This is a genomic window from Variovorax sp., from assembly GCF_035634955.1.
GTDB lineage: Bacteria > Pseudomonadota > Gammaproteobacteria > Burkholderiales > Burkholderiaceae_C > Variovorax.
Map to the genome: position 1 here is coordinate 333,479 of NZ_DASQBZ010000025.1, position 21,547 is coordinate 355,025.

The window sequence follows — 21,547 nt, forward strand, 5'->3', positions numbered from 1 at the left end:
GCACACCGGCCGCCGCCCGGCCGAGGCGGGCGTGCGGCTGGCGATTCCTGATTGACTGTCGCTATCATCCGCAGATGAGCTTTTTCGCCATCCTGTGCGCGCTGCTGATCGAGCAGGTGCGCCCACTGGGGTACCACAACCCGGTGTATGCGGGCGTGCTGGGATGGACGCGCTGGGTGAGCCGCAACTTCGACGCGGGCAAGCCCCAGCACGGCTGGGTGGCCTGGACCCTGGCGGTGATGGTGCCGACGCTGCTGGCGCTGGGCGTGCACTGGCTGCTGATCGCCACGCTCGGGTTGCCGTTCGCGGTGCTCTGGAACATCGCGCTGCTCTACGTCACCCTGGGCTTTCGCCAGTTCAGCCATCACTTCACCGGCATTCGCGACGCGCTGGCGGAAGGGGACGAAGCGCTGGCCCGCTCGCTACTGGCGCATTGGCAGCACATCGACGCACACGATCTGCCTCGCAGCGAGATCGTCCGCCACGTGATCGAGTACTCGGTGATCGCAGCGCACCGCCATGTGTTCGGCGTGCTGGCCTGGTTCTCCATTCTTGCTGCTGTCGGCCTGGGGCCGGCCGGTGCGGTTTTCTATCGCATGAGCGAGTTCGTGGCCCGCTACTGGGCCCACAAGGATGCCCGCACCCTGCAGCCGGCCAGCTCGCACGTGAAGGAAGCTGCATCGCAGGCCTGGGAGGCCATCGACTGGCTGCCGGCGCGCTTCACAGCGCTGGGCTTCGCGGTGGTCGGCAGTTTCGAGGATGCGATCGACTGCTGGCGCAATGATGCCGAACGCTTTCCGTACGGCAACGACGGCGTGATCCTGGCCGCCACGTCGGGCGCGCTGGGCGTACGCCTGGGCGGGGGAGCGTTGCGCAGCCAGGTGGTGGTGGATTCGCTGCAAAGCGCCCAGGCCGGCGACTCTCTGCTCGGCAGCCTGCCCGCCGACAGCGGCAGCACGCCCGGCAGCGAGCCCGAGCCGGGCCATTTGCGCAGCGTCGTGGGCCTGGTCTGGCGCTCGGTGGTGATGTGGCTGGTGCTGCTGGCGCTGCTGACCCTGGCCCGATTGCTGGGCTGATGACCGCGCCCGATCCCGTCGCGATGCTGAGCCCGTGCATCCGGGGGCTCGAGCCGTACGTGCCCGGCGAGCAGCCGCGCATCGAGGGCCTGGTCAAGCTCAACACCAACGAGAACCCGTATCCCCCGTCGCCGGCCGTGCTGGCGGCGATTGCCGATGCCGCGCGCGATGAGCGGCTGGCGCGCTATCCCGACCCCGAGTCGACCGAACTGCGCCAGGCCATCGCGCGACGTGCGGGCGTTGGCCTGGAGCAGGTCTTTGTCGGCAACGGCTCGGACGAAGTGCTTGCACTGGCGTTCTTCGCCTTCTTCCAGCATGCCGAGCCGCTGGTGATGCCGGACGTGAGCTACAGCTTCTACCGTGTGTATGCCCGGCTGTTCGGCATCGAAGCCGCGCTGGAGCCCGTGGACGAGGCGCTGCGCGTCGACGTCGCCGGCCTGGCGGCACGGGCGCGCCAGGGCTGCGCCGGCATCGTCCTGGCCAATCCGAATGCTCCGACCGGCATCGGCCTGCCGCTGCCTGCCATCGAGCAGCTGCTGGCGGCCTGTCCGCAACGGCTGGTGCTGGTCGACGAGGCCTACGTCGACTTCGGCGGCGAGTCCGCCTTGCCGCTCGTGGCGCGCCATGCCAACCTGTTGGTGGTGCAGACGCTGTCCAAGTCCCGCTCGCTGGCTGGGCTGCGGGTCGGGTTCGCCTTCGGGCAGGCGCATCTGGTCGAGGCGCTGGCGCGGGTGAAGAACAGCTTCAATTCCTACCCGCTGGACCGCCTGGCCCAGGCCGGCGCGCAGGCGGCGATCGAGGACGAGGCCTGGTTCGAGAAGAATCGCAAGGCCGTGATCGACACCCGCGAAGGCCTGGCCCTGGCGCTCGAAGACCTGGGTTTCGACGTGCTGCCGTCGCAGGCGAATTTCCTTTTCGTGCGCCATCCGCGGCGCGACGCTGGCGAACTGGCGGCCGGCTTGCGCGCGCGGGCGGTATTGGTGCGTCACCTGCGCGGGCCGCGCATCGACGCGTTCCTGCGGATCAGCGTCGGCACGCGCGACCAGTGCGCGAGATTGGTCGACGCGCTGCGTGAAATCCTGGCCGCGCCGGATGGCGCCACGGCCGCCGGCTGATCGGCAAAGTATTCAGCGCGCGCGCGTGCAGGCGTGCAACAGGTCGATGTACTGTTCGACGAAGCGGTCCGGCGCGAACTGCGCGGCGCGCCGCCGTGCACGGGCACCCAGTTCGCGGGCAAGGCCGGGGTCTGCCAGCAGGCGCAGCATGCAGTCGGCAAGCGCCTGTTCGTCGCCATTGGCGAATGTCAGCCCAGCGTCGCCGGCGCACTCGGCCAGGCCGCCGCGCGCCGAGACGATCAGGCCGCGTCCGGCGGCCATCAACTCGACCGCCACGCCGCCCATCGGCTCGTGCCAGGTGGACGGCACGACGCCGACCGCGCCGCTGCCGACGAACCGCACCAGCGCGTCGCCGCTCTGGTTGCCGGCGAAATGCACGTCCTGCGACACGCCCAGAGAATCGGCCAACGCGATCATCTCGGCCATGCGGTCGCCGCCGCCGATGAGCAGCAGACGCGGCCGGTGCGTGGCCTGCGCGACGACCTTGCCGAAGGCGCGCAACAGGGTGTCCACGCCCTTCTCGGATACCAGGCGGCCGAGGTAGACGAAATCGAAGGTGGCGGCTTCTGCCGGCGCGGCCTGGCGGAAGCGGTCGATCGGAAACGGGTTGTAGATCTGCACCTGGCGCGGAAGCGGCTGCGCTTGCGCCATCCATTGCGTGATCGCGATGTTGCGGCGGACCAGCGCGTGGGCGGTGAAGCGCCGCAGCAGCAGCTTGACGCCGTCGAGCGATGCACGCACGGGCCCGGCGCGGCGCAGGTGGAAACGGAACGAGGCCCATGGCGTGGCCGGCGCGGGTCGCCCGTCCGCCCAGCCGAGGCCGTCGATGCAAGACACCTGGTAGCCCACGTGGACCCACAGGTAAGGCTTGCGCAGCAGAGTCACCCAGGGCTGCAGCGCCAGGCTGGCGCCGTTGTACAGCACCACGTCGGCCCAGCGCAGCCAATGGAGGATGGCGCCGGTGTGCGGACGGCGGACGACCTGGAACGGGAAGAGGGCAGCGTCTTCATGGTCCTGCGCGGCGCGCGGCGTGCGGGTGAGCACGACGCATTCGACGCCCTTGGCGACCAGGCCCTCGGCCAACGTGCGGCTGACGCTCTCGACGCCGCCTGTCGAGGGATGGAACGCATGCGAATACAGCAGCACCCTCATGGAAAACGCCGGGTGCTGAGTTCTTCGAACAGCTCGGCGTAGATCCGGTGCCGCGATGCGGCGATCGGCCCGGGATGCCCGGGCGATTCCACGCTCGCCAGCACCTGGCAGCCCGGTTCGTGCAGATGGGTGCAGTTGTAGAAGCGGCATTCGCCGGCATGCTCGGCGATGTCCGGCATCAAGCCGGCGAGTTGGGTCGGCTCGATGTGATGCAGGCCGAATTCCTGGAACCCGGGCGAGTCGATCAGCGCCGTGTCGGCCTCGCGGTCGACCCAGTACCAGGTGGTGGTGGTGGTGGTGTGGCGGCCCGAGTTGAGCGCCTGGGAAATCTCGCCGGTCAGCACGTCGGCGCCGGGCACCAGCAGGTTGATCAGGGTGCTCTTGCCCGCGCCCGAAGGGCCCAGCACCAGGGTCGTGCGGCCAGCCAGGTGCTGGCCCAGGACCTGTGCGTCGGTATCGCCCGATTCGGTCAGCGACAGCGGCAGCACACCGTGATGCATGCGGCGGTACGGTGCCAGTCGCGCCCAGGCGCGCTCGAAAGGCGCGACCAGGTCGCTCTTGTTGAGCGCGATCAGCGGGGTGATGCCCTCGGCCCGTGCCGAGATCAGCGCGCGCGCAAGCTGGTGCTCGGAGAACTCCGGCTCGGCAGCAACGAGGATGAGCACCTGGTCCAGGTTGGCGGCAAACGACTTGGTGCGAATCTCGTCGCGGCGATAGAACAGGTTGCGCCGCGGCTGCACCCGCTCGATGGTGCCTTCGTCCTGGCTGGGCTGCCACAGCACCTGGTCGCCCACGACCGCCTGGCTCTTCTTGCCGCGAGGATGGCAGATGCGCCGCTCGCCGGTCGGCGATTCGACCATGCAGTGCCGGCCGTGGCTGGCCACGACCAGCCCCGGCAGGAGCCCGTCGGCGGGCGCCGCGGACTCAGGCGTGCGCCGGGCCATCGCCGTTGCGGATCTGTGGCACGACGCTGGCCGTCTCAGGCCGCGAGGAGGGCATCGACGCGGCCGGCGCAATCGATGTCGGTCGAGGAGATCCCGCCCACGTCATGCGTGTTGAAGCGCACTACACAGCGGTCGTAGTGGACGGACAGATCCGGGTGATGGTCCTGCACGTGCGCCACCATGGCCACCGCGTTGACGAAGGCGATGGTCTCGAAGTAGTTGGCAAAGCGGAATGTCTTCTCGATCGCCAGGTCGGCGCCATCGCCGCAGAGCGTCCATCCGTCGAGTCTTGCCAGGGCCGACACGGTTTCGGTGGCGCCAAGGGCGCGGCGTGGCTGGCCTTGCCACACCTTGGGTTGGAACATGCTGCTCATGGAGGGGGTGGTCGAAAAACCGGGTCAGGTCGCCGCCATGCGCGCCAGGCGCTCGGAGGCGGGGGGATGGGAATAGTAGAACTTCACGAACACCGGGTCCGGCGTGAGCGTGGAGGCGTTGTCCTGGTAGAGCTTGATCAGTGCGGCCGACAGATCGGTGCCGCTGGTCTGGGCCACGGCATAGGCGTCTGCCTCGAACTCGTGGCGGCGCGAGAGCATGGCCGACAGCGGCGAGACGAACACGCCGAACACCGGCAGCGCCAGCATGAAAAGCAGCAGCGCCAGCGCATCGTTCGGGCCGTCCAGGTTCGGCTGCACGCCCAGGCCGGTGTAGAACCAGGTGCGGCTCGCAAGCCAGCCGAGGAGCGCGAACCCGACGAGGCTCAGGCCGAACATGGCCACCATCCGCTTGACCACGTGGCGATGCTTGAAATGGCCCAGTTCGTGGGCCAGCACTGCCTCGACCTCGCTGCCACTGAGCTGGCGCAGCAAGGTGTCGTAGAACACCACGCGCTTGCTCGCGCCGAAGCCGGTGAAATACGCATTGGCATGCGCGCTGCGCCGGCTGCCGTCCATCACGAACAGGCCCTTGGCCGCGAAGCCGCAGCGCTCCATCAGCGCAGTCACGCGCGCCTTGAGGTCGGCGTCGTCCAGCGGCTGGAACTTGTTGAAAAGCGGTGCGATGAAGGTCGGGTAGACCAGCATCAGCAGCAGGTTGAACGCGACCCAAGTCGCCCATGCCCAGAGCCACCACGCCGGCCCGGCGGCGTTCATCAACCACAGGATCAGCGCGGCAAGCGGCAAGCCGATCAGCGCGCCAAGCAGAACGCCCTTGAGGCCGTCGGCGATCCACAGGCCCAGCGTCATCTTATTGAAGCCGAAGCGCTGCTCCAGCCGGAAGGTCTGCCACAGCGAAAAAGGCAGTTCGAGCAGCCCGCCGATGAGCGAGAAGGCGGCCAGCAGCGCCAGCTGTTGCCACATGCCGCTGCCGAGCCAGGCGCGCAGGCCCTGGTTGAGCTGGTCGAGCCCGCCCAGCAGCGTCCAGCCCAGGAGCACGGCGGCCGCCCAGGCCATCTCGACCAGGCCGAAGCGGCTACGCGCCAGCGTGTAGTCGGCGGCTTTCTGGTGCGCCGCGAGCGAGATGGATCCGGCGAAGGCCGGCGGCACGGCATCGCGATGGCGCGCCACGTGGCGTACCTGCCGGCTGGCCAGCCAGAACTTGAGCACGAGGCCGGCGACCAGTGCGGCTGCAAACAGGTAGGTCAGGACGAGCGAAGGTGACATGCGGGGCGCAGTGTAGGCCATCGACGACAATCGGCTAATGCCCGATTCCATTGACCCGACCAACGCCGCAACCACTGCGCCGACCGCCCCCGAAGCCCTTCCCGTGCTGGCCAAGAGCGACCAGAACCTGGTGTGGCTGGACTGCGAGATGAGCGGCCTGGACCCCGAAAAGGAGCGGCTGCTAGAGATTGCCGTCGTGGTCACCGGCCCGCAACTGACGCCGCGGATCGAGGGCCCCGTCCTGGTCATTCACCAGGCCGACGCCGTGCTCGACGGCATGGACGCCTGGAACAAGGGCACCCATGGCCGCAGCGGGCTCATCGAGAAGGTCAAGGCCTCGACCCTGGACGAAGCGACGGCCGAGAAGCAGCTCATCGATTTCCTGTCGCGCTACGTGCCCAAGGGAGCCTCGCCGATGTGCGGCAACACCATCGGGCAGGACCGGCGCTTCCTGGTCAAGTACATGCCACGGCTGGAAGCCTTCTTCCACTACCGCAATCTGGACGTGAGCACCCTCAAGGAGCTGGCGCGCCGCTGGAAGCCCGAGGTGTTCGCCGCTTTCAAGAAGCAGCAGGCGCACACGGCGCTGGCGGACGTGCACGAGTCTCTCGACGAACTCGAGCACTACCGCACCCATTTCCTTCGCTGAAGGATGCCCTGGCCAGTACCTATGGACATCGCTCGCGTTTTGATGCGATAATCGCAGGCTTGGCTTCCGCGGAAACCGTGTTGGTGACCACGAAGGCCTGTTCGTTCAAAGCTCGCGAACGAACGAAACTCGCGCATCTCCCTTCTTTCACAGGGCCTCCTGATCCGCCTGGTCGACATTGCGTAGCCTCCATATGAATCCTGAAAGGGGTGGCCATATGGGCTGGTGCTGGTGCAGTCAGGTGCTTGTTGAATTGGCCCGCAACGCTTTTCGCGTTGAACGTCGTTGGATGGTTGATGTAGTTCTGACCATCCAGCGTGCCGCTGCTTGCGGCCCGCCAAGGCTTTTCTCATGACTGACACCCTTTTGCCGGTGCAGGACGCGTTCGTCCCTGCCCAAGACGCTACTTCCTTCGCTGACCAGGCCCCCGCCACCGCTTCTCCCGAGGCCGCGCCCGTCGCCCAGCCGCAGACCGCCAACGGCTTCGCCACCCTCGGCCTGGCGGCCGACCTGGTCGCCGCCACCACCGACCTGGGCTTCCTCAAGCCCACCGAAGTCCAGGCCCGGGCCATTCCCCTGGCCATGGGCGGCGAGGGCGACCGATTCGTCGACCTGATGGTCTCCAGCCGTACTGGCAGCGGCAAGACCGCCGCCTTCCTGCTGCCCGTGCTGCACACCCTGCTCGCGCAGGATGCCGCCGCCGAAGCCGAGCGCAACGCCGAACAGCAGCGCCTGGCCGCAGAGGCCGCCGCGCGTGGCGAAGCGGCGCCCAAGCGTCCGCGCCGGCGCAACCCGGCCGACCCGCGCAACTTCCGTCCGGCGGAGCCTGGCGCGCTGGTGCTGTGCCCGACGCGCGAACTGGCGCAACAGGTGGCGCAGGATGCCATCGAACTGGTGCGTCGCTGCCGCGGCCTGCGCATCGCCAACGTGGTGGGCGGCATGCCCTACCAGATGCAGATCGCTCGCCTGCAGGGCGCCAATCTGGTCGTGGCCACGCCCGGCCGCCTGCTCGACCTTCAACGTTCCGGCCAGATCCGCCTGGACAAGGTGCAGTTCCTGGTGGTCGACGAGGCCGATCGCATGCTCGACCTGGGCTTTGCCGACGACCTGGCCGAAATCAATCAGCTGACGGCTTCGCGCCGCCAGACCATGATGTTCAGCGCAACCCTCGCGCCGCGCATCCAGCAACTGGCCGCCCGCGTGATGCGCGAGCCCCAACGCCTGCAGATCGATTCGCCGCAGGAGCAGCACACGAACATCACCCAGTCGCTGTACTGGGCGGACAACCCTGGCCACAAGCGCCAGCTGCTGGATCACTGGCTGCGCGACACGACCATCGACCAGGCCATCGTGTTCGCCAGCACGCAGGTCGAATGCGATGAACTCGCCAACGACCTGCAACAGGCAGGCTTCTCGGCCGTGGCGCTGCATGGCGCGCTGAGCCAGGGCCTGCGCAACCGCCGCCTGCGCGCGCTGCGTCAGGGCGAGGTGCAGATCCTGGTTGCCACCGACGTTGCCGCGCGCGGCATCGACGTGCCCACCATCACTCACGTCTTCAACTTCGGCCTGCCGATGAAGGCGGAGGACTACACGCACCGCATCGGCCGCACCGGCCGTGCAGGCCGCGACGGCCTGGCGATCACCTTCGCTGAGTTCCGTGACCGTCGCCGCATCTTCGACATCGAGGCCTATACGCGCCAGCGCTTCCAGCCGGCCGTCGTCGCCGGCCTGGAGCCGCGCCAGCGTCCGCCGCAGCCCGGTTTCGGTGGTCCGCGTGGCGGACGTGAAGGTGGCGGCCGCGAAAGCCGCGGCGGCCACGATGGCCGTCCGCACCATGGCCGTGGCGCTGGTGCCGGCCGCGGCGGATTCGGCGGTGGCAGCTTCGGCGGCGGCAATGGCGGCGGTTTCCGCGGCGGTGAAGGCGGCGGCTTCCGCGGCGCAGACAACGGCGGCGGCTTCGGTTCGCGCGATCGTGACGCCGGCGGTCCTGGCAACTACGGCCGCAAGCCCGGCTTCGGCGACGCTCCGCGTCGTCACCCCGGCGCCGCCGGAGCGGGCGCAGGCCGCCCGGCCATGGCACGCGGCGACGCACCGCGCGGCCGCGCGTTCAAGCCGAGCCGCTGAGGCGGACCGCAAGCGCGAGGACGAGGCCGACGGCCCCTCGCGTGCGTAGACGTCGGCTCATGTCGGCACATGAAGAAAAGCCCCTGGCACCTTGCGGTCCCAGGGGCTTTTCGCTTCCTGGGCGTGTGTGCAGGAGGAATGCGACGAGGTTTGCATCCGGCGCCGGCGCGACGTGAACACGAGCGAAGGTTGGAACAGTGTCATGGTATGCAAGGCGAAGCTGCCGGTCCACCCGAGGTGGTGGCCCGACTGGAACCGAACAGCCTCCTCGAATCCCGGGGTGATCCACAACTGCCTCCGTAAGCAGCGATGGGGGATGCTCGAGCTTCTGCTTCGGTCGGATTCATGATGGCTTCCCACTCGGTGTCGAATCGGTGGGCTAGGGGCGAAGAAGGATCAGCGTCGTGCTCACGACAGTGACGCAAATCAGAACCTTGAGAAGCGTCACGCCGTGATCGCCGCGAAAATTCAGCAGCACGGAAACAATAAGCGCTGCCAAGGACAATGGAAGCAAAATTAGCGCGTCGGCGCCGCCGTAGCTGTGGATGGCAGCAGCCGCAAGCGGCGAACAAGCAAGCAGATACAGCGCCGAAAGCACAGCCAGATCTACACACCGTATCGTGCGCAGGGGCACACCAAGGCTGGCGTACAGCGAGAGAGCAGGCGCATGCATTCGGCGCAGTTCGAACGCCAAGCCCGAGATCACAAACACCAGCGGGATAACCAGCAGCACGATCACGCCAGTCGCTACTTCGGGACGCACCTGATAGGCCTGCAGGTAGGCCAGCAACGGTAGCGGCAGCGCCAGCAGCGCGCAGATCGAGAAATGCTGCGCGACGCCGCGCTCGCTCAAAAGGCCGCGCAAATCAAACAGCGCCAGGCGCACCGACACCGGCGCGCGATCTGGCAAGCGCCAGGGGCGCCTACGCGGCGCGGCGCGCGACGCACTGCCGCGCTTGACGGGTGCTGCGGCGCGGCGTAGCGCATGAATGCACGCCATCGCGCTCAAAAGCAGGAAAGGGATAGGGGTAAAGCCCAGGGCGAGTGCTACCAAGCCAGAGAGTTGGGCCGCCAGCGGCAACCACAACAGCGCGACGCGCCTAGCGGACACCCATTGCATCAAGGGCAACTGCGCTGCTGCGACAACGACTGCCAGCCCCTGCAGCAGACGGTCCGACAGCGGTCCGTCCGGCAACACGCTGAGGGCAGCAATGAAAGGCAACAACAGCGGCAGGTCGCTTACCGTCAGCACTGCGATATCGATGAGGCGGGCCAGTCGCGCCGTTTGCGGAAGAGAGCGCGCATACGCCCATGCCGGCCCGCCGCCAAGCACGTCCCCCTGCACCTTGGTCCACGCCTGAGCCAGAGCAACGATCACGATCCAGCTCGCAAGCGACACCCACGGCGAGTTGGGCTCGGTGATCGCGAGCACCGGGTGCGCCAGGAACTGCAACTGCTGCATGATCGGCATCTGCCGGGGTGACAGTAGCAGCAGTAGTAACAGCAGCATCTGCCAGCGACGTAGCAGCAGGTTGTAAGCAGCTTCGGCGACGTGGCGCATGCGCCACCAAAAGAGGGTACCCAACAGCGCCATTGGCACCCGAGCGCGAGTCTCGTGATTGGTGGTGAACTGCGTGACAGTCTCCTAAGCTTGGAGCGGGGCGCCGTCGGCGAGTTTGCTGATGCTGCGCCGGGTCATTTTGCTTCCAGCCCCAACAGGTCGACGCACCGTGCGCCCAACGCATGTTGCTCTTGCACGTCGTGACAGCACAGGACCACGAGACCACTGGCTGCGCGCGCTCTGAGCTGCCCGCGAAGCACTCCCAGAGAGGCCGCGTCGAGGCCGTTGGTGGGCTCATCAAGCACCACCACCGGAGCCGGGCTGCCGAGTCCCGCCGCCAGCATGAACTTGCGGGCGGTGCCAAGCGACATCGCACCGAAGCGAGTGTCGAGGTAGGGATGAAGGCCAAAGGCTTGCGCGATCGCAGGTGCGTTCCACGAAGCAGGCCGGCGCGCGGCCCGCACGAACTCCAGCCATTCGACACCAGTGATGAACGGATAGACCGGGCAGCCGTCGGGTATATAGCTCAGGCGTGAGAGCGCATCGTCGCGTTCAGACACGAGATCAGCGCCCTGCACAAAGATGTCGCCCCGATCGGGCTCATCGGCACCGCCCAGAAGTGACAGCAGAGTCGACTTGCCTGAGCCGTTGGGACCGTTCACACACACCATGCCCGGACCTGTCCACTCAAAGCTGAGCCGGTGGAAAACGACACGGCCTTCGTACGCCTTGCAAAGGTCGCGGGCCTTCAGAGTAATGTTCTGCGAAGCGTGAATGGGCATGCGCTTCAGGCCATCACGCGGGCTGCTGTCGTTCATGGTCTGCAACGACAGTGTCGATCCAGCTTGAGGCGCTGACCTTCAGCGCGGCCGCATCGATGTGGGCATCGCGCAGGCGGTAGATCAGGCCATCCTCCCTCTCAAGTTTCATAGGTTGACAATTTCTAGCGAAAAAGCATGGCGAGACGCCCTGACTTCGAGTTGGCTTCGAACACCATTAGGCAACATCGAGTCCTTCGAAAGGGCGTGCACGAGAGTGCCCCCTTAGATCCCCTCGCTCACGACCGCTTCCCAGTAGGGCGGATCGGCGAAGGACGCCGAGAGCACGTCGATAAAGCAGCGCACCTTGGCCATTAGATAGCGCGTGGGTGAATAGATCGCGTATAGCGCACTGTTGACTGTCGGCTCGTACTCCGTCAACAACGGGCGCAGTTCACCGCTGCGCAGGTGATCGCCGACGAGGTACGTCGGCAGCATTGCGATGGCGCGACCGGCCAACGCGTGGCTGGCGATGATTTCGCTGTTGTTGACTTTCAGCCGTGCATGCACCGGCACGCTGTATTCCTCTTCGTCGATGATGAAGCTCCAACGGTCCTGCCGGATCAGGCTGGCGTAGTGGCAGCACTCGTGGTCAGCCAGGTCGCGCGGGTGCTTCGGCACACCGTGGCGCGCCAGATACGCTGGGCTGGCGCACACCACCCAGTTGATCGGCGTGAGGCGCCGTGCCACCACGCCATCGTCGAGGTGGTTTGTGATGCGGACGGCCACGTCATAGTCGCCCGCGGAGATGTTCCTGAACCTCTCCATCGGAGATGCTGTCAAGGCGGGTCAACTGCTCCGGGCACCGACCTACGAATTTCGGTACCTGGCGCCGGAACCTGACCAGCCGACAGTGGCGCTGCTGATGCCGTCCAGCGAGAGCCTCACCTGGCAGGACGGCGACCTGTTTCCCCCGATGGACCAGAACCTTCCCGAAGGCGACCTGTTCATGAGGATTCGGGAACTGTTCCCGAAGCAGCCGATGACGCCGATGCACATGCTGGCTTTGGTTGGGCGCAATGGGATTGGTCGGTTGGGATACAACCTGCCCGACCAGCCTGAGCCCTCCTTGCCGCGGGCGTTGAGCAAGGGCGAATTGCTGAGCACGAAGTACACGCCAGAGGTGTTCAGTGAGCTGGTGGCTGCCTACTTGAGCACGGGCGCGGGCATCGCAGGCATGCAGCCCAAGATCATGGTGCCGGACCGGCGGACGGTGCCCATCCCCTCACTCATCGTCAAGGCGGCCAGCGCTGCTTACCCCGGGTTGGCGGCCAACGAATATCTGTGTCTGACGGCCGCCAGGCACGCGGGCATCGATGTACCGTCGTTCGAGTTGTCCGACGATGGCCAGATGCTGGTCTTGGACCGCTTTGACCTGATCGTTCATGACGATGGTCGGGTCGAGCGGCTCGGCTTCGAAGACATCGCGGCGCTGGCGGGCCTGCGGGTGCGTGACATCCTGTCGGACCGCAAGTATCAGGGCAGCTACCAGCGTGTTGCCGAGTTGCTGCGCCAGTTCCAGCTTCACAGCAGCAATCTGCATCGCTTCTTCGAGCAGGTTGCCTTTTCCATCATGGTCCGCAACGGTGATGCGCACCTCAAGAACTTCGGGTTGCTCTACCGCTCGCGCGAAGACGTGTGGCTGGCGCCAATGTTCGATGTCGTGACGACCTCCATCTACAAATACACTCAGTCGCCGGGTGGGCCGGAGCTTGAAGACTGCACCCTTGCGCTGAAGTTGTTCGCTGGCAAGCACCAGACGAAGGCGTATCCGACGACTGACGAGCTGGTGGATTTCGGCCGCCGCGTGTGTGGTGTCGCCCAACCCGCCGATGTGATTGGCCGGATAGCGGATGCCATGGGCAAGACTCTGGATGAGGCCAAGGGAGACGCACGTGTCGCCGCGGCGCTGTGGGAACAGATGGCGCAGGCCTGGGAAGAAGGGCGCGCGCACGCGCGATGAGCGAACAGCGCCGACCGGTTTCTCGGCTGCGGCGCATGCAGGCGTGCTTCACACGTTGCCGGCAGCCATGCTCTTAAGGCGCTCTTGGTTTCGTGGACGACGCCAAACTCCGGACTGACACGTCTCGTTGACGCGCTCTCGCGCTCGGTGTCCATGATCTACAGAGGAGAGGGCGCGTTCTCGAATGAAAACGGCCTCTTAAAGATGGTCGGGGTGAGAGGATTCGAACCTCCGGCCTCTACGTCCCGAACGTAGCGCTCTACCAGGCTAAGCTACACCCCGATGTGCTGCATTGAACTTCGCTTCGCTCCCTTGGCTTTTGTGCCTCAGGCGCGTCGCTCAGTCAGCTGAGCCGCTAATTGTAGCAAACCTTCAGCGTGTTTATTGGCCGGCAGTGCACGCAATGCATCGATTGCTCGTTGCGCTTCCGATGCGGCGGCCGCGCGGGTCGCGTCCAGCGCGCCGGTCTTCTTCACGATCTCGACGATGTGCTGCAACTGCGCGCTGTCTCCGGTCTCGATCGCGCCGCGGATCAGCTCGCGCTCCTGCGCGGTGCCGCGCTTCATGGCGAGGATGAGCGGCAGCGTCGTCTTGCCTTCGCGCAGGTCGTCGCCGAGGTTCTTGCCGGTCTCGTGCGCGTCGCCGGCGTAGTCGAGCACGTCGTCGATCACCTGGAACGCGGTGCCCAGCGCCTGGCCATAGGTGGCGCAGGCTTCTTCCAGTTCGGGCGGCGCCTTGGCGAGCACGGCCGCCAGGCGCGTGCTGGCCTCGAACAGCTTGGCGGTCTTGGAACGGATGACGCGCAGGTAGGCGGCCTCGTCCAGGCCGGGGTCGTGCATGTTCATCAACTGCAGGACTTCGCCCTCGGCGATGACGTTGGTCGCATCGGCCAGGATCTCCATGACCCGCATGTCATGCGCGTCCAGCATCATCTGGAATGCGCGCGAATACAGGAAGTCGCCCACCAGCACGCTGGCCGGGTTGCCGAACGATTCGTTGGCGGTCGGCCTGCCGCGCCGCAGGGTGGAGTCGTCGACCACGTCGTCGTGCAGCAGCGTGGCGGTGTGGATGAACTCGACCACGGCCGCCAGGTTGTGGTGCTGGGTTCCCTCGTAGCCCAGCGCGCGGCTCATCAGCAGGAGCAGCGCGGGGCGCAGGCGCTTGCCGCCGGCCGAGATGATGTAGCGCGACACTTCCGCCACCAGCGGCACGCCGGTGGACAGGCGCTGGGCGATGACGCGGTCGACTTCGTCCATGTCGCCTGCGATGAGGCCGAGCACGGACGCGGTGTTGTGGGCGGCGGAATCTGACAAGAGGGATGGGCCGGTCGCCGGCAGCTGAATGAGATTGGGATTGATCTCTCAGCCTGGGCCGGGAGTCGAACCCGCGGATTATAGGGAGAGGGGCCCGGCGCCCCTGCCGGGCTGTTCAGGCACCGCTGGGCGGGTGCTGTTGTTTTTGCGCGCTCGTGCTAGAATGGCGGGCTTCGCACAATAGCTTAGCGCCGCGGCCAAGGCCTTGAATCACTTCAGGGCGGCACCGAGCGGCGGGGCTTGCCGGCGGAGTTTCGTAGCCCGGGTGCATCGCGCCGGCTGTCCGGGGCCGCTGGTTCTTGCCAGGGCCCGGGCCAGATGCGCAGTGCATCCACCACGCATTCCAAGAGGTTGAACATGTACGCGGTCATAAAAACCGGCGGCAAGCAGTATCGCGTTGCTTCCGGCGAAAAGATCAAAATAGAACAGATTACTGCGGACGTCGGCCAGGAAATCGTGATCGATCAGGTATTGGCTGTCGGCAACGGCAGCGAGATCAAGGTCGGCACGCCCCTGGTGTCTGGCGCGACGGTGACGGCCACGGTCGTCTCGCACGGCAAGCACGACAAGGTGCACATCTTCAAGATGCGCCGCCGCAAGCACTATCAGAAACGTCAAGGCCATCGCCAGCAGTTCACCGAACTGCAAATCGGTGCGATCTCGGCCTGATCAGGAGCAGACACCATGGCACAGAAAAAAGGCGGCGGCTCTACGCGAAACGGGCGCGATTCCAAGCCCAAGATGCTCGGCGTGAAGCGCTTCGGCGGTGAACTCATCAGCGCCGGCTCGATCATCGTGCGTCAGCGCGGCACCCGCGTCCACCCCGGCGTGAACGTCGGCATCGGCAAGGACCACACGCTGTTCGCGCTGGTTGAAGGCCACGTCAGCTTCAGCACCAAGGGCGCGCTCAACAAGCACACGGTGAGCGTCACCCCGGCCGAGTAAGCCACTTCGGCACCGGCCAACCGATCCGAAGCCCCGACTCGTCGGGGCTTTTTCATTTGTAAACTCGCACTGGAACACACCCACCATGAAGTTTGTCGACGAAGCCTTCATCGACATTGCCGCAGGCGATGGCGGCAACGGCTGTGTGTCGTTCCGGCACGAGAAATTCAAGGAGTTCGGCGGTCCGGACGGGGGCGACGGCGGCCGTGGCGGCCACGTGTTCGCGGTGGCCGATCCCAACCTCAACACGCTGGTGGATTTCCGCTTCTCGCGCCGGCACGAGGCCAAGCGCGGCGAGCACGGCAAGGGCTCGGACATGTTCGGCGCGGCCGGCGACGACATCACCCTGAAGATGCCCGTGGGCACCATCGTCAGCGATGCCGAAACCGGCGAGGTGCTGTTCGAACTGCTCGAGCCGGGCCAGAAGATCATCATTGCCAAGGGCGGGGACGGCGGGTTCGGCAACCTGCGGTTCAAGAGCGCCATCAACCGCGCGCCCCGCCAGAAAACACCCGGCTGGCCGGGCGAGCGGCGCAACCTGAAGCTCGAGCTGAAGGTGCTGGCCGATGTCGGCCTGCTTGGCATGCCGAATGCGGGCAAGTCCACCCTGATCTCGGCCGTCTCCAACGCGCGCCCGCGCATTGCCGACTATCCGTTCACCACGCTGCATCCCAACCTGGGCGTGGTGCGCATCGGCCCCGAGCAGAGCTTCGTCGTGGCCGACCTGCCTGGGCTGATCGAAGGCGCATCGGAAGGCGCCGGCCTCGGCCACCTCTTCCTGCGCCACCTGCAGCGCACCCGCCTGCTTCTGCACGTGGTGGACCTGGCGCCGTTCGACGAGGGCGTCGACCCTGTGGCCCAGGCCAAGGCCATCGTCGGAGAGCTCAAGAAATACGACCCTCAGTTGTACGAGAAGCCGCGCTGGCTGGTGCTCAACAAGCTGGACATGATCCCGGTCGAAGAACGCGCCGCGCGCGTCAAGGATTTCGTCAAGCGGCTGCGGTTCAAAGGGCCGGTTTTCGAGATCTCCGCCCTGACGCGCGAGGGTTGCGAACACCTCGTGCAGGGGGTGTACCAGCAGGTGCGCAGCCAGCAGGAGGCCGAGCAGCCGCCAGTGGAACGCGACCCGCGCTTTTCCGAGCCCGTCTAGACGCACGTCGCGCGCGTGGCCGGCACCGGGACGCGCGTGGCGGCCCGATCCAATTCCTTTACCCCGCACACCATGACCGACCTCACCGCCTCCACCGTATTGCGCGATGCGCGCCGCATCGTCGTGAAGGTCGGCTCCAGCCTGGTCACCAACGAGGGGCGCGGCCTGGACGAAGGCGCCATCGGTGAATGGTGCCGCCAGATGGCCGTGCTCGCGCGCGAGGGGCGCGAGGTCATCATGGTCTCCAGCGGGGCGATTGCCGAGGGCATGAAGCGCCTGGGCTGGCGGCGCCGCCCGCACGAGGTCCATGAGCTGCAGGCGGCCGCGGCCGTCGGCCAGATGGGCCTGGCGCAGATGTACGAAAGCAAGCTGCGCGAGAACGACCTGCGCAGCGCCCAGGTGTTGCTCACGCACGCGGACCTGGCGGACCGCGAGCGGTACCTCAACGCACGCACCACGCTACTGACATTGCTGGGCCTGGGCGTGCTGCCGGTCATCAACGAGAACGACACGGTGGTCAACGACGAGATCAAGTTCGGGGACAACGACACCCTGGGCGCGTTGGTGGCCAACCTGGTGGAGGCCGATGCGCTGGTCATCCTCACCGACCAGAAGGGCCTCTACACCGCCGATCCCCGCAAGAACCCGGACGCCCGGTTCGTGCACGAGGCCAAGGCGGGCGACGCGGCGCTCGAGGCCATGGCCGGCGGGGTGGGCAGCGCGATCGGCAGCGGCGGCATGATCACCAAGATCCTCGCGGCCAAGCGCGCTGCCGGCTCGGGTGCGTCGACCGTCATCGCCTGGGGGCGCGAGCCCGACGCGCTGCTGCGCCTGGCCAGGGGCGAGGCCATCGGCACCCTGCTGGTGGCCCAGACGGCCAAGCACCAGGCGCGCAAGCGCTGGATGGCCGACCATCTGCAACTGCGCGGCGCCGTTCAGGTGGACGAGGGCGCCGCAGCCAAGCTGCGTGGCGAGGGCAAGAGCCTGTTGCCGATCGGCATGACCGCCGTCGAGGGCGAATTCTCGCGCGGCGACGTGATCGCCGTGCGCGACCCTCAGGGCAGGGAAGTGGCGCGCGGCCTGGCCAACTACTCCAGCGCCGAGGCGCGCCTGCTGTGCCGCAAGCCGTCGGCCGAGATCGAGCGGCTGCTCGGCTATGCGTCGGAGCCCGAGATGGTGCACCGCGACAACATGGTGCTGACCGGCTGAGAAAGCGCCCGGCGGATCGGCCGGGGCCGGTCAGTCCAGCGGCTTCTGGTTCTTCAGCAGCTTGACCATCTCGCCGACCGAACTGCGTGGCGCAGCGCTCTGGCACAGGGCCTCACGGGCCAGGACCAGGCTGTGGGTGGAGCGCTGATCTCCCAGGTCGACCCATTGCGGGTCCTTCGCTTCGCGCCAGCCGTCGCCGCTGTAGCGCGCATAGGTCTTCACCTCGCCGCTGGCGCAGCGCACGCCCTCGTAGAACGCATTGACCGGGCCCTGGTTGCCGGGGCGCTTGGCGATGGCCACGTAGCGAACCACGCCGTCACCGGTGATACGGATGGTGTCGGGGTCGACGCCGTAGCGCAGGTCGCGCTGGCGCGGCATGTCGACTTCCAGCATGCGCTGCACGTCGAACTTGGGGGGCGGAGGCGCTTCGGACTCTTTCCAGTCCGGATTTTCGAACAGCAGCTGGGCCTGGGCGCCCAGCGCCAGCCCCAGGCCGAACATGAGCGGAAGCAGGCGGCGCCTAGCCGCGCGGAACGTGAATGTGCTGGGCCGGCGGCCCCGCTTCGGACGCGGGAGAAGATGCATTGGGATCGGGTTCGAAGGTGGCGCCGGGCGGCAGTTCGAAGCCCGGGTCGCGGCCGTGTGCGGATGGGTGGCGATCGAATTCGCGGCCACGCACGTTGCCGCGCAGAAAGCGGTTGCGGAAATCCTGCCGGGGCAGGTAGCGGGCGAGTTCGGTCAGCGCCATTTCATAGACGCCGCGCTTGAATTCGACGACGACGTCCAGCGGCACCCAGTAGTCATGCCAGCGCCAGGCGTCGAATTCGGGGTGATCGGTCGCGCGCAGGTTCAGGTCCCAATCGTGACCGACCAGCTGCAGCAGGAACCAGATCTGCTTCTGACCCTTGTAGTGGCCGCGTGCGTCGCGGCGGATGTACCGATCCGGCACCTCGTAGCGCAACCAGTCGCGGGTACGGGCCACGATGCGCACATGCGACGGCTCCAGGCCGACTTCCTCTCGCAGTTCCCGGAACATGGCCTGCTCGGGACTTTCGCCGCGGTCGATGCCGCCTTGCGGAAACTGCCAGGAATGGGTGCGAATGCGCTTGCCCCAGAAAACCTGATTGCGCTGGTTGAGCAGGATGATGCCGACGTTGGGCCTGAAGCCGTCTCGGTCGAGCATAATCGAACCCCAATTTTTGAACTGTTTCGATTATGCATGCCGGGGTGCACTCGGCAAGGGGACTGCGCCAGTGTCCCCTCGGACAACCCAGAGCCATCCGGGCCGCTCCCGACCTCCTTCCCTCCCTCCCGCAATCCACCTGAGCCGCCATCGATGAAAGCGTCCCGTTTCTTTGTCTCCACCCTGAAGGAAGCGCCGGCCGATGCCGAAGTCATGAGCCATCGCCTGATGACGCGCGCCGGCATGATCAAGAAGCTCGGCGCCGGCATCTATACCTACATGCCGATGGGGCTGCGCGTGATCCGCAAGGTGGAGGCCATCGTGCGCGAGGAGATGGACCGCGCCGGCGCCGTCGAGCTGACCATGCCGGTGGTGCAGCCGGCCGAGCTCTGGCAGGAAACCGGCCGCTTCGACAAGATGGGCCCCGAACTGCTGCGCATCCAGGACCGGCACGAGCGCGACTTCGTGGTGCAGCCCACCAGCGAAGAGGTGGTGACCGACATCGCCCGCCAGGAGGTCAAGAGCTACAAGCAGTTGCCGCGCAATTTCTACCAGATCCAGACCAAGTTCCGGGACGAGCGGCGGCCACGCTTCGGCCTGATGCGCGGGCGCGAATTCATCATGAAGGACGCCTACAGCTTCGACCGTGACGCCGAATGCGCCAAGGCGAGCTACCAGGTCATGGCGACGGCGTACCGCGCCATCTTCGACCGCTTCGGCCTGCGCTACCGCGCCGTGGCGGCCGACAGCGGCGCCATCGGCGGCGACCTGTCCGAGGAGTTCCAGGTGATCGCCGCCACCGGCGAGGACGCGATCGTCTACTGCCCCGACAGCGACTACGCCGCCAACATGGAAAAGGCCGAGGCGCTGGCGCCGACGGCGCCGCGTCCGGCGGCGTCCCAGGCCCTGACGAAGACGCCGACGCCGGGCAAGAGCACCTGCGAGGACGTCGCCGCGCTGCTGGGCGTGCCGCTGTCCACCACGGTCAAGTCGCTGGTGCTGGCCACCGATGAACTGGACGATCGGGGCGAAGTCAGGAAATCGCAGGTCTGGCTGCTGCTGCTGCGCGGCGACCATGACATGAACGAGATCAAGGTCGCCAAGTTGCCGGGCATGGAGAACGGCTTCCGGTTCGCCACGGTGCCCGAGATCGAGGCGCACTTCGGTTCCCGGCCGGGCTACCTCGGCCCGCTCAACCTGAAACAGCCGGTCAAGCTGGTGGCTGACCGCGAGGTCGCCGTCATGGCCGACTGGATCAGCGGCGCCAACGAAGTCGACTTCCACTTCACCGGCATCAACTGGGGCCGCGACCTGCCGGAGCCGGACCTCGTGGCCGACATCCGCAACGTGGTGGCGGGCGACGCCTCGCCCGACGGCAAGGGCGTGCTGGCGATCGAGCGCGGAATCGAGGTGGGGCACGTGTTCTACCTGGGAACCAAGTACAGCCGCGCCATGAACGCCACTTTCCTGGACGAGGGCGGCAAGCCGCAGTTCATGGAAATGGGCTGCTACGGCATCGGCATCACCCGCCTGCCTGCGGCCGCCATCGAGCAGAACCACGACGAGCGCGGCATCATCTGGCCGGATGCGATCGCGCCTTTCACGGTGGCGCTGTGCCCGATCGGCATGGACCGAAGCAGCGAGGTCAAGGCAGCTGCCGAGGCCCTCTACGAGGAACTGCTGGCCGCTGGCGTCGACGTCATCCTGGACGATCGCGGCGAGCGCCCCGGCGTGATGTTCGCCGAGTGGGAGCTGATCGGCGTGCCGCACCGGGTGGTGCTGTCGGACCGGGGGCTCAAGGAAGGCCAGGTCGAGTACCAGCACCGCCGCGACAGCGCCGCCACCAAGGTGGCGCTGGCCGATGTGGGCGCCTTCGTCCGCGGCAAGCTGGCTGCATGAAGCCTCGCACCGCGCCGGCCTCGCGCATTGCCAGCCGCAGGGCGGCGACGATGCCGTGAGCCTGTCGCGGCGCCAGTGTCTGGGCGCTGCCGCCGGCGGCGCGGCGGGTGTCGTGGCCTTCGGGCTGCCGCGCGCGGCGCTGGCCGGCGCCCAGATCGAGGAGCCGCTGGCGGACTCGGTGCGCACGGCGCTGAACGCGGCCATTCGCAACAGTGCGCCGCCGGTGCCGGAGTTCGGCAGCACCGAGGCGCGGCTGGCCTATCTGCGCTGGCGCATCGCGCTGGGCGAGCGCCTGCAAAAGCGCATTCCTTCGTCCATCGCGCGCAATGACTTCCTCCAGACCATCTGGTACGAGACGCGCCGCGCGGGGCTCGACGTCAGCCTGGTGCTGGGCCTGGTGCAGGTCGAGAGCAATTTCCGCAAGTACGCGGTGTCCAGCGCGGGCGCGCGGGGCTACATGCAGGTCATGCCCTTCTGGACCCGCGTGATCGGCGACGGCGATCCGGCCAGCCTGTTCCACATGCAGACCAACCTGCGCTTTGGCTGCGTGATCCTGCGCCACTACCTGGACCGGGAGCGGGGCGACCTGTTCATGGCGCTGGGCCGCTACAACGGCAGCCGGGGCCGCTCCCCATACCCGGACGCGGTTTTTGCCAATCAGCGCAACTGGAAGTTCGCGGATCGGCAAGACTGAGCTGGCGCATCGCGGCGGGGCTGACATGCGCCGCACGCATGGATCGGATTCCGATTCACCGTTTGTCCGGCCCCTGGTGCCTGGCTATATTGAC

At 66.9% G+C, this 21,547-nt stretch carries 22 protein-coding genes and 1 tRNA gene; 11 read left to right on the forward strand and 12 right to left on the reverse strand.

What is annotated here, in order from left to right:
• Window positions 1–74 precede the first annotated feature (74 nt).
• Together VES41_RS15900 and hisC are read left to right on the forward strand one after the other, a co-directional pair.
• Entirely contained in the window at window positions 75–1,076 is a 1,002-nt protein-coding gene (locus VES41_RS15900; protein ID WP_324818882.1) for a CobD/CbiB family protein, read from the forward strand.
• Window positions 1,076–2,191 carry a histidinol-phosphate transaminase gene (gene hisC / locus VES41_RS15905; RefSeq protein ID WP_324818884.1) on the forward strand — a complete coding sequence of 372 codons (1,116 nt, stop codon included), beginning with the start codon at window positions 1,076–1,078 and terminating at the stop codon, window positions 2,189–2,191. The genes VES41_RS15900 and hisC overlap by 1 nt, the downstream gene beginning before the upstream one ends.
• 12 nt (window positions 2,192–2,203) lie before the next feature.
• Here hisC and VES41_RS15910 read toward each other — a convergent pair whose 3' ends face one another.
• Genes VES41_RS15910 through VES41_RS15925 form a run of 4 tightly spaced genes read right to left on the reverse strand, consistent with a single transcriptional unit; the run spans window position 2,204 to window position 5,945 of the window.
• Window positions 2,204–3,343, reverse strand: a complete 1,140-nt coding sequence (locus tag VES41_RS15910) for a glycosyltransferase family 4 protein (protein WP_324818887.1) — start codon at window positions 3,341–3,343, stop codon at window positions 2,204–2,206.
• A complete protein-coding gene (gene rsgA / locus VES41_RS15915; protein ID WP_324818889.1) occupies window positions 3,340–4,287 on the reverse strand; it encodes a ribosome small subunit-dependent GTPase A in 948 nt (315 codons plus the stop codon). Before rsgA ends, VES41_RS15910 begins: the two co-directional genes overlap by 4 nt.
• A gap of 35 nt (window positions 4,288–4,322) precedes the next feature.
• Window positions 4,323–4,661, reverse strand: a complete 339-nt coding sequence (locus tag VES41_RS15920) for a 4a-hydroxytetrahydrobiopterin dehydratase (protein ID WP_324818891.1) — start codon at window positions 4,659–4,661, stop codon at window positions 4,323–4,325.
• 24 nt (window positions 4,662–4,685) lie between these two features.
• Window positions 4,686–5,945 carry a M48 family metallopeptidase gene (locus VES41_RS15925; RefSeq protein ID WP_324818893.1) on the reverse strand — a complete coding sequence of 420 codons (1,260 nt, stop codon included), beginning with the start codon at window positions 5,943–5,945 and terminating at the stop codon, window positions 4,686–4,688.
• Window positions 5,946–5,982: 37 nt separating this feature from the next.
• Between VES41_RS15925 and orn the strand changes: the two genes are divergently transcribed.
• Together orn and VES41_RS15935 are read left to right on the forward strand one after the other, a co-directional pair.
• Window positions 5,983–6,594 (forward strand): oligoribonuclease, encoded by a 612-nt coding sequence (orn, locus tag VES41_RS15930; protein WP_324818895.1) that lies wholly within the window; start codon window positions 5,983–5,985, stop codon window positions 6,592–6,594.
• A 351-nt stretch (window positions 6,595–6,945) separates the two neighbouring features.
• Window positions 6,946–8,718 carry a DEAD/DEAH box helicase gene (locus VES41_RS15935; protein WP_324818897.1) on the forward strand — a complete coding sequence of 591 codons (1,773 nt, stop codon included), beginning with the start codon at window positions 6,946–6,948 and terminating at the stop codon, window positions 8,716–8,718.
• A 379-nt stretch (window positions 8,719–9,097) separates the two neighbouring features.
• On the opposite strand, the gene VES41_RS15940 is transcribed toward VES41_RS15935, so the two are convergent.
• The 4 genes from VES41_RS15940 to VES41_RS15955 form a co-directional block, all read right to left on the reverse strand.
• Window positions 9,098–10,312: a hypothetical protein gene (locus VES41_RS15940; RefSeq protein WP_324818901.1), complete on the reverse strand. Its 1,215-nt coding sequence runs from the start codon at window positions 10,310–10,312 to the stop codon at window positions 9,098–9,100.
• A 101-nt stretch (window positions 10,313–10,413) separates the two neighbouring features.
• Window positions 10,414–11,097 (reverse strand): ABC transporter ATP-binding protein, encoded by a 684-nt coding sequence (locus VES41_RS15945; protein WP_324818904.1) that lies wholly within the window; start codon window positions 11,095–11,097, stop codon window positions 10,414–10,416.
• Entirely contained in the window at window positions 11,075–11,209 is a 135-nt protein-coding gene (locus VES41_RS15950; RefSeq protein ID WP_324818907.1) for a hypothetical protein, read from the reverse strand. Before VES41_RS15950 ends, VES41_RS15945 begins: the two co-directional genes overlap by 23 nt.
• Window positions 11,210–11,322: 113 nt before the next feature.
• A complete protein-coding gene (locus tag VES41_RS15955) occupies window positions 11,323–11,826 on the reverse strand; it encodes a substrate binding domain-containing protein (RefSeq protein WP_324818909.1) in 504 nt (167 codons plus the stop codon).
• A 19-nt stretch (window positions 11,827–11,845) separates the two neighbouring features.
• Between VES41_RS15955 and VES41_RS15960 the strand changes: the two genes are divergently transcribed.
• Window positions 11,846–13,060, forward strand: coding sequence for a type II toxin-antitoxin system HipA family toxin (locus tag VES41_RS15960; protein WP_324818912.1), 1,215 nt, complete (start codon window positions 11,846–11,848; stop codon window positions 13,058–13,060).
• 205 nt (window positions 13,061–13,265) lie between these two features.
• On the opposite strand, the gene VES41_RS15965 is transcribed toward VES41_RS15960, so the two are convergent.
• Window positions 13,266–13,342 (reverse strand) — tRNA-Pro (locus tag VES41_RS15965).
• 44 nt (window positions 13,343–13,386) lie between these two features.
• The gene (locus VES41_RS15970; protein WP_324819548.1) at window positions 13,387–14,316 is read right to left on the reverse strand and encodes a polyprenyl synthetase family protein; all 930 of its coding nucleotides are present in this window, start codon (window positions 14,314–14,316) and stop codon (window positions 13,387–13,389) included.
• Window positions 14,317–14,730: 414 nt separating this feature from the next.
• On the opposite strand from VES41_RS15970, the gene rplU reads away from it, so the two are divergent.
• The 4 genes from rplU to proB all read left to right on the forward strand — a co-directional run bounded on the left by rplU (window position 14,731) and on the right by proB (window position 17,677).
• Window positions 14,731–15,042 (forward strand): 50S ribosomal protein L21, encoded by a 312-nt coding sequence (gene rplU / locus VES41_RS15975; RefSeq protein WP_324818914.1) that lies wholly within the window; start codon window positions 14,731–14,733, stop codon window positions 15,040–15,042.
• A gap of 15 nt (window positions 15,043–15,057) precedes the next feature.
• A complete protein-coding gene (gene rpmA / locus VES41_RS15980; RefSeq protein ID WP_324818917.1) occupies window positions 15,058–15,318 on the forward strand; it encodes a 50S ribosomal protein L27 in 261 nt (86 codons plus the stop codon).
• Window positions 15,319–15,403: 85 nt separating this feature from the next.
• On the forward strand, window positions 15,404–16,468 hold the full coding sequence (gene cgtA, locus VES41_RS15985) for an Obg family GTPase CgtA (RefSeq protein ID WP_324818920.1): 1,065 nt from the start codon (window positions 15,404–15,406) through the stop codon (window positions 16,466–16,468).
• Window positions 16,469–16,540: 72 nt separating this feature from the next.
• Entirely contained in the window at window positions 16,541–17,677 is a 1,137-nt protein-coding gene (proB, locus tag VES41_RS15990) for a glutamate 5-kinase (protein ID WP_324818922.1), read from the forward strand.
• Between the two features lie 30 nt (window positions 17,678–17,707).
• Here the strand turns inward: proB and VES41_RS15995 are convergent, their stop codons facing one another.
• Together VES41_RS15995 and VES41_RS16000 are read right to left on the reverse strand one after the other, a co-directional pair.
• Complete coding sequence (locus VES41_RS15995; RefSeq protein WP_324818924.1) at window positions 17,708–18,178, reverse strand: CNP1-like family protein; 471 nt, start codon at window positions 18,176–18,178, stop codon at window positions 17,708–17,710.
• 19 nt (window positions 18,179–18,197) lie between these two features.
• Window positions 18,198–18,860, reverse strand: a complete 663-nt coding sequence (locus VES41_RS16000) for an RNA pyrophosphohydrolase (RefSeq protein WP_324818926.1) — start codon at window positions 18,858–18,860, stop codon at window positions 18,198–18,200.
• Between the two features lie 153 nt (window positions 18,861–19,013).
• Here VES41_RS16000 and VES41_RS16005 point away from each other — a divergent pair, with 153 nt between their 5' ends.
• A complete protein-coding gene (locus VES41_RS16005; protein WP_324818928.1) occupies window positions 19,014–20,759 on the forward strand; it encodes a proline--tRNA ligase in 1,746 nt (581 codons plus the stop codon).
• Complete coding sequence (locus tag VES41_RS16010; protein ID WP_324818930.1) at window positions 20,722–21,453, forward strand: lytic transglycosylase domain-containing protein; 732 nt, start codon at window positions 20,722–20,724, stop codon at window positions 21,451–21,453. The genes VES41_RS16005 and VES41_RS16010 overlap by 38 nt, the downstream gene beginning before the upstream one ends.
• The last annotated feature ends 94 nt before the right edge of the window (window positions 21,454–21,547 follow it).

Coding starts and splice junctions, on each gene's coding strand:
- VES41_RS15900 (WP_324818882.1), top strand. CDS start 75: ATGAGCTTTTTCGCCATCCTGTGCGCGCTGCTGATCGAGCAGGTGCGC.
- hisC (WP_324818884.1), top strand. CDS start 1,076: ATGACCGCGCCCGATCCCGTCGCGATGCTGAGCCCGTGCATCCGGGGG.
- VES41_RS15910 (WP_324818887.1), bottom strand. CDS start 3,343: ATGAGGGTGCTGCTGTATTCGCATGCGTTCCATCCCTCGACAGGCGGC.
- rsgA (WP_324818889.1), bottom strand. CDS start 4,287: ATGGCCCGGCGCACGCCTGAGTCCGCGGCGCCCGCCGACGGGCTCCTG.
- VES41_RS15920 (WP_324818891.1), bottom strand. CDS start 4,661: ATGAGCAGCATGTTCCAACCCAAGGTGTGGCAAGGCCAGCCACGCCGC.
- VES41_RS15925 (WP_324818893.1), bottom strand. CDS start 5,945: ATGTCACCTTCGCTCGTCCTGACCTACCTGTTTGCAGCCGCACTGGTC.
- orn (WP_324818895.1), top strand. CDS start 5,983: ATGCCCGATTCCATTGACCCGACCAACGCCGCAACCACTGCGCCGACC.
- VES41_RS15935 (WP_324818897.1), top strand. CDS start 6,946: ATGACTGACACCCTTTTGCCGGTGCAGGACGCGTTCGTCCCTGCCCAA.
- VES41_RS15940 (WP_324818901.1), bottom strand. CDS start 10,312: ATGGCGCTGTTGGGTACCCTCTTTTGGTGGCGCATGCGCCACGTCGCC.
- VES41_RS15945 (WP_324818904.1), bottom strand. CDS start 11,097: ATGAACGACAGCAGCCCGCGTGATGGCCTGAAGCGCATGCCCATTCAC.
- VES41_RS15950 (WP_324818907.1), bottom strand. CDS start 11,209: ATGAAACTTGAGAGGGAGGATGGCCTGATCTACCGCCTGCGCGATGCC.
- VES41_RS15960 (WP_324818912.1), top strand. CDS start 11,846: ATGTTCCTGAACCTCTCCATCGGAGATGCTGTCAAGGCGGGTCAACTG.
- VES41_RS15970 (WP_324819548.1), bottom strand. CDS start 14,316: ATGGACGAAGTCGACCGCGTCATCGCCCAGCGCCTGTCCACCGGCGTG.
- rplU (WP_324818914.1), top strand. CDS start 14,731: ATGTACGCGGTCATAAAAACCGGCGGCAAGCAGTATCGCGTTGCTTCC.
- rpmA (WP_324818917.1), top strand. CDS start 15,058: ATGGCACAGAAAAAAGGCGGCGGCTCTACGCGAAACGGGCGCGATTCC.
- cgtA (WP_324818920.1), top strand. CDS start 15,404: ATGAAGTTTGTCGACGAAGCCTTCATCGACATTGCCGCAGGCGATGGC.
- proB (WP_324818922.1), top strand. CDS start 16,541: ATGACCGACCTCACCGCCTCCACCGTATTGCGCGATGCGCGCCGCATC.
- VES41_RS15995 (WP_324818924.1), bottom strand. CDS start 18,178: ATGTTCGGCCTGGGGCTGGCGCTGGGCGCCCAGGCCCAGCTGCTGTTC.
- VES41_RS16000 (WP_324818926.1), bottom strand. CDS start 18,860: ATGCTCGACCGAGACGGCTTCAGGCCCAACGTCGGCATCATCCTGCTC.
- VES41_RS16005 (WP_324818928.1), top strand. CDS start 19,014: ATGAAAGCGTCCCGTTTCTTTGTCTCCACCCTGAAGGAAGCGCCGGCC.
- VES41_RS16010 (WP_324818930.1), top strand. CDS start 20,722: ATGTGGGCGCCTTCGTCCGCGGCAAGCTGGCTGCATGAAGCCTCGCAC.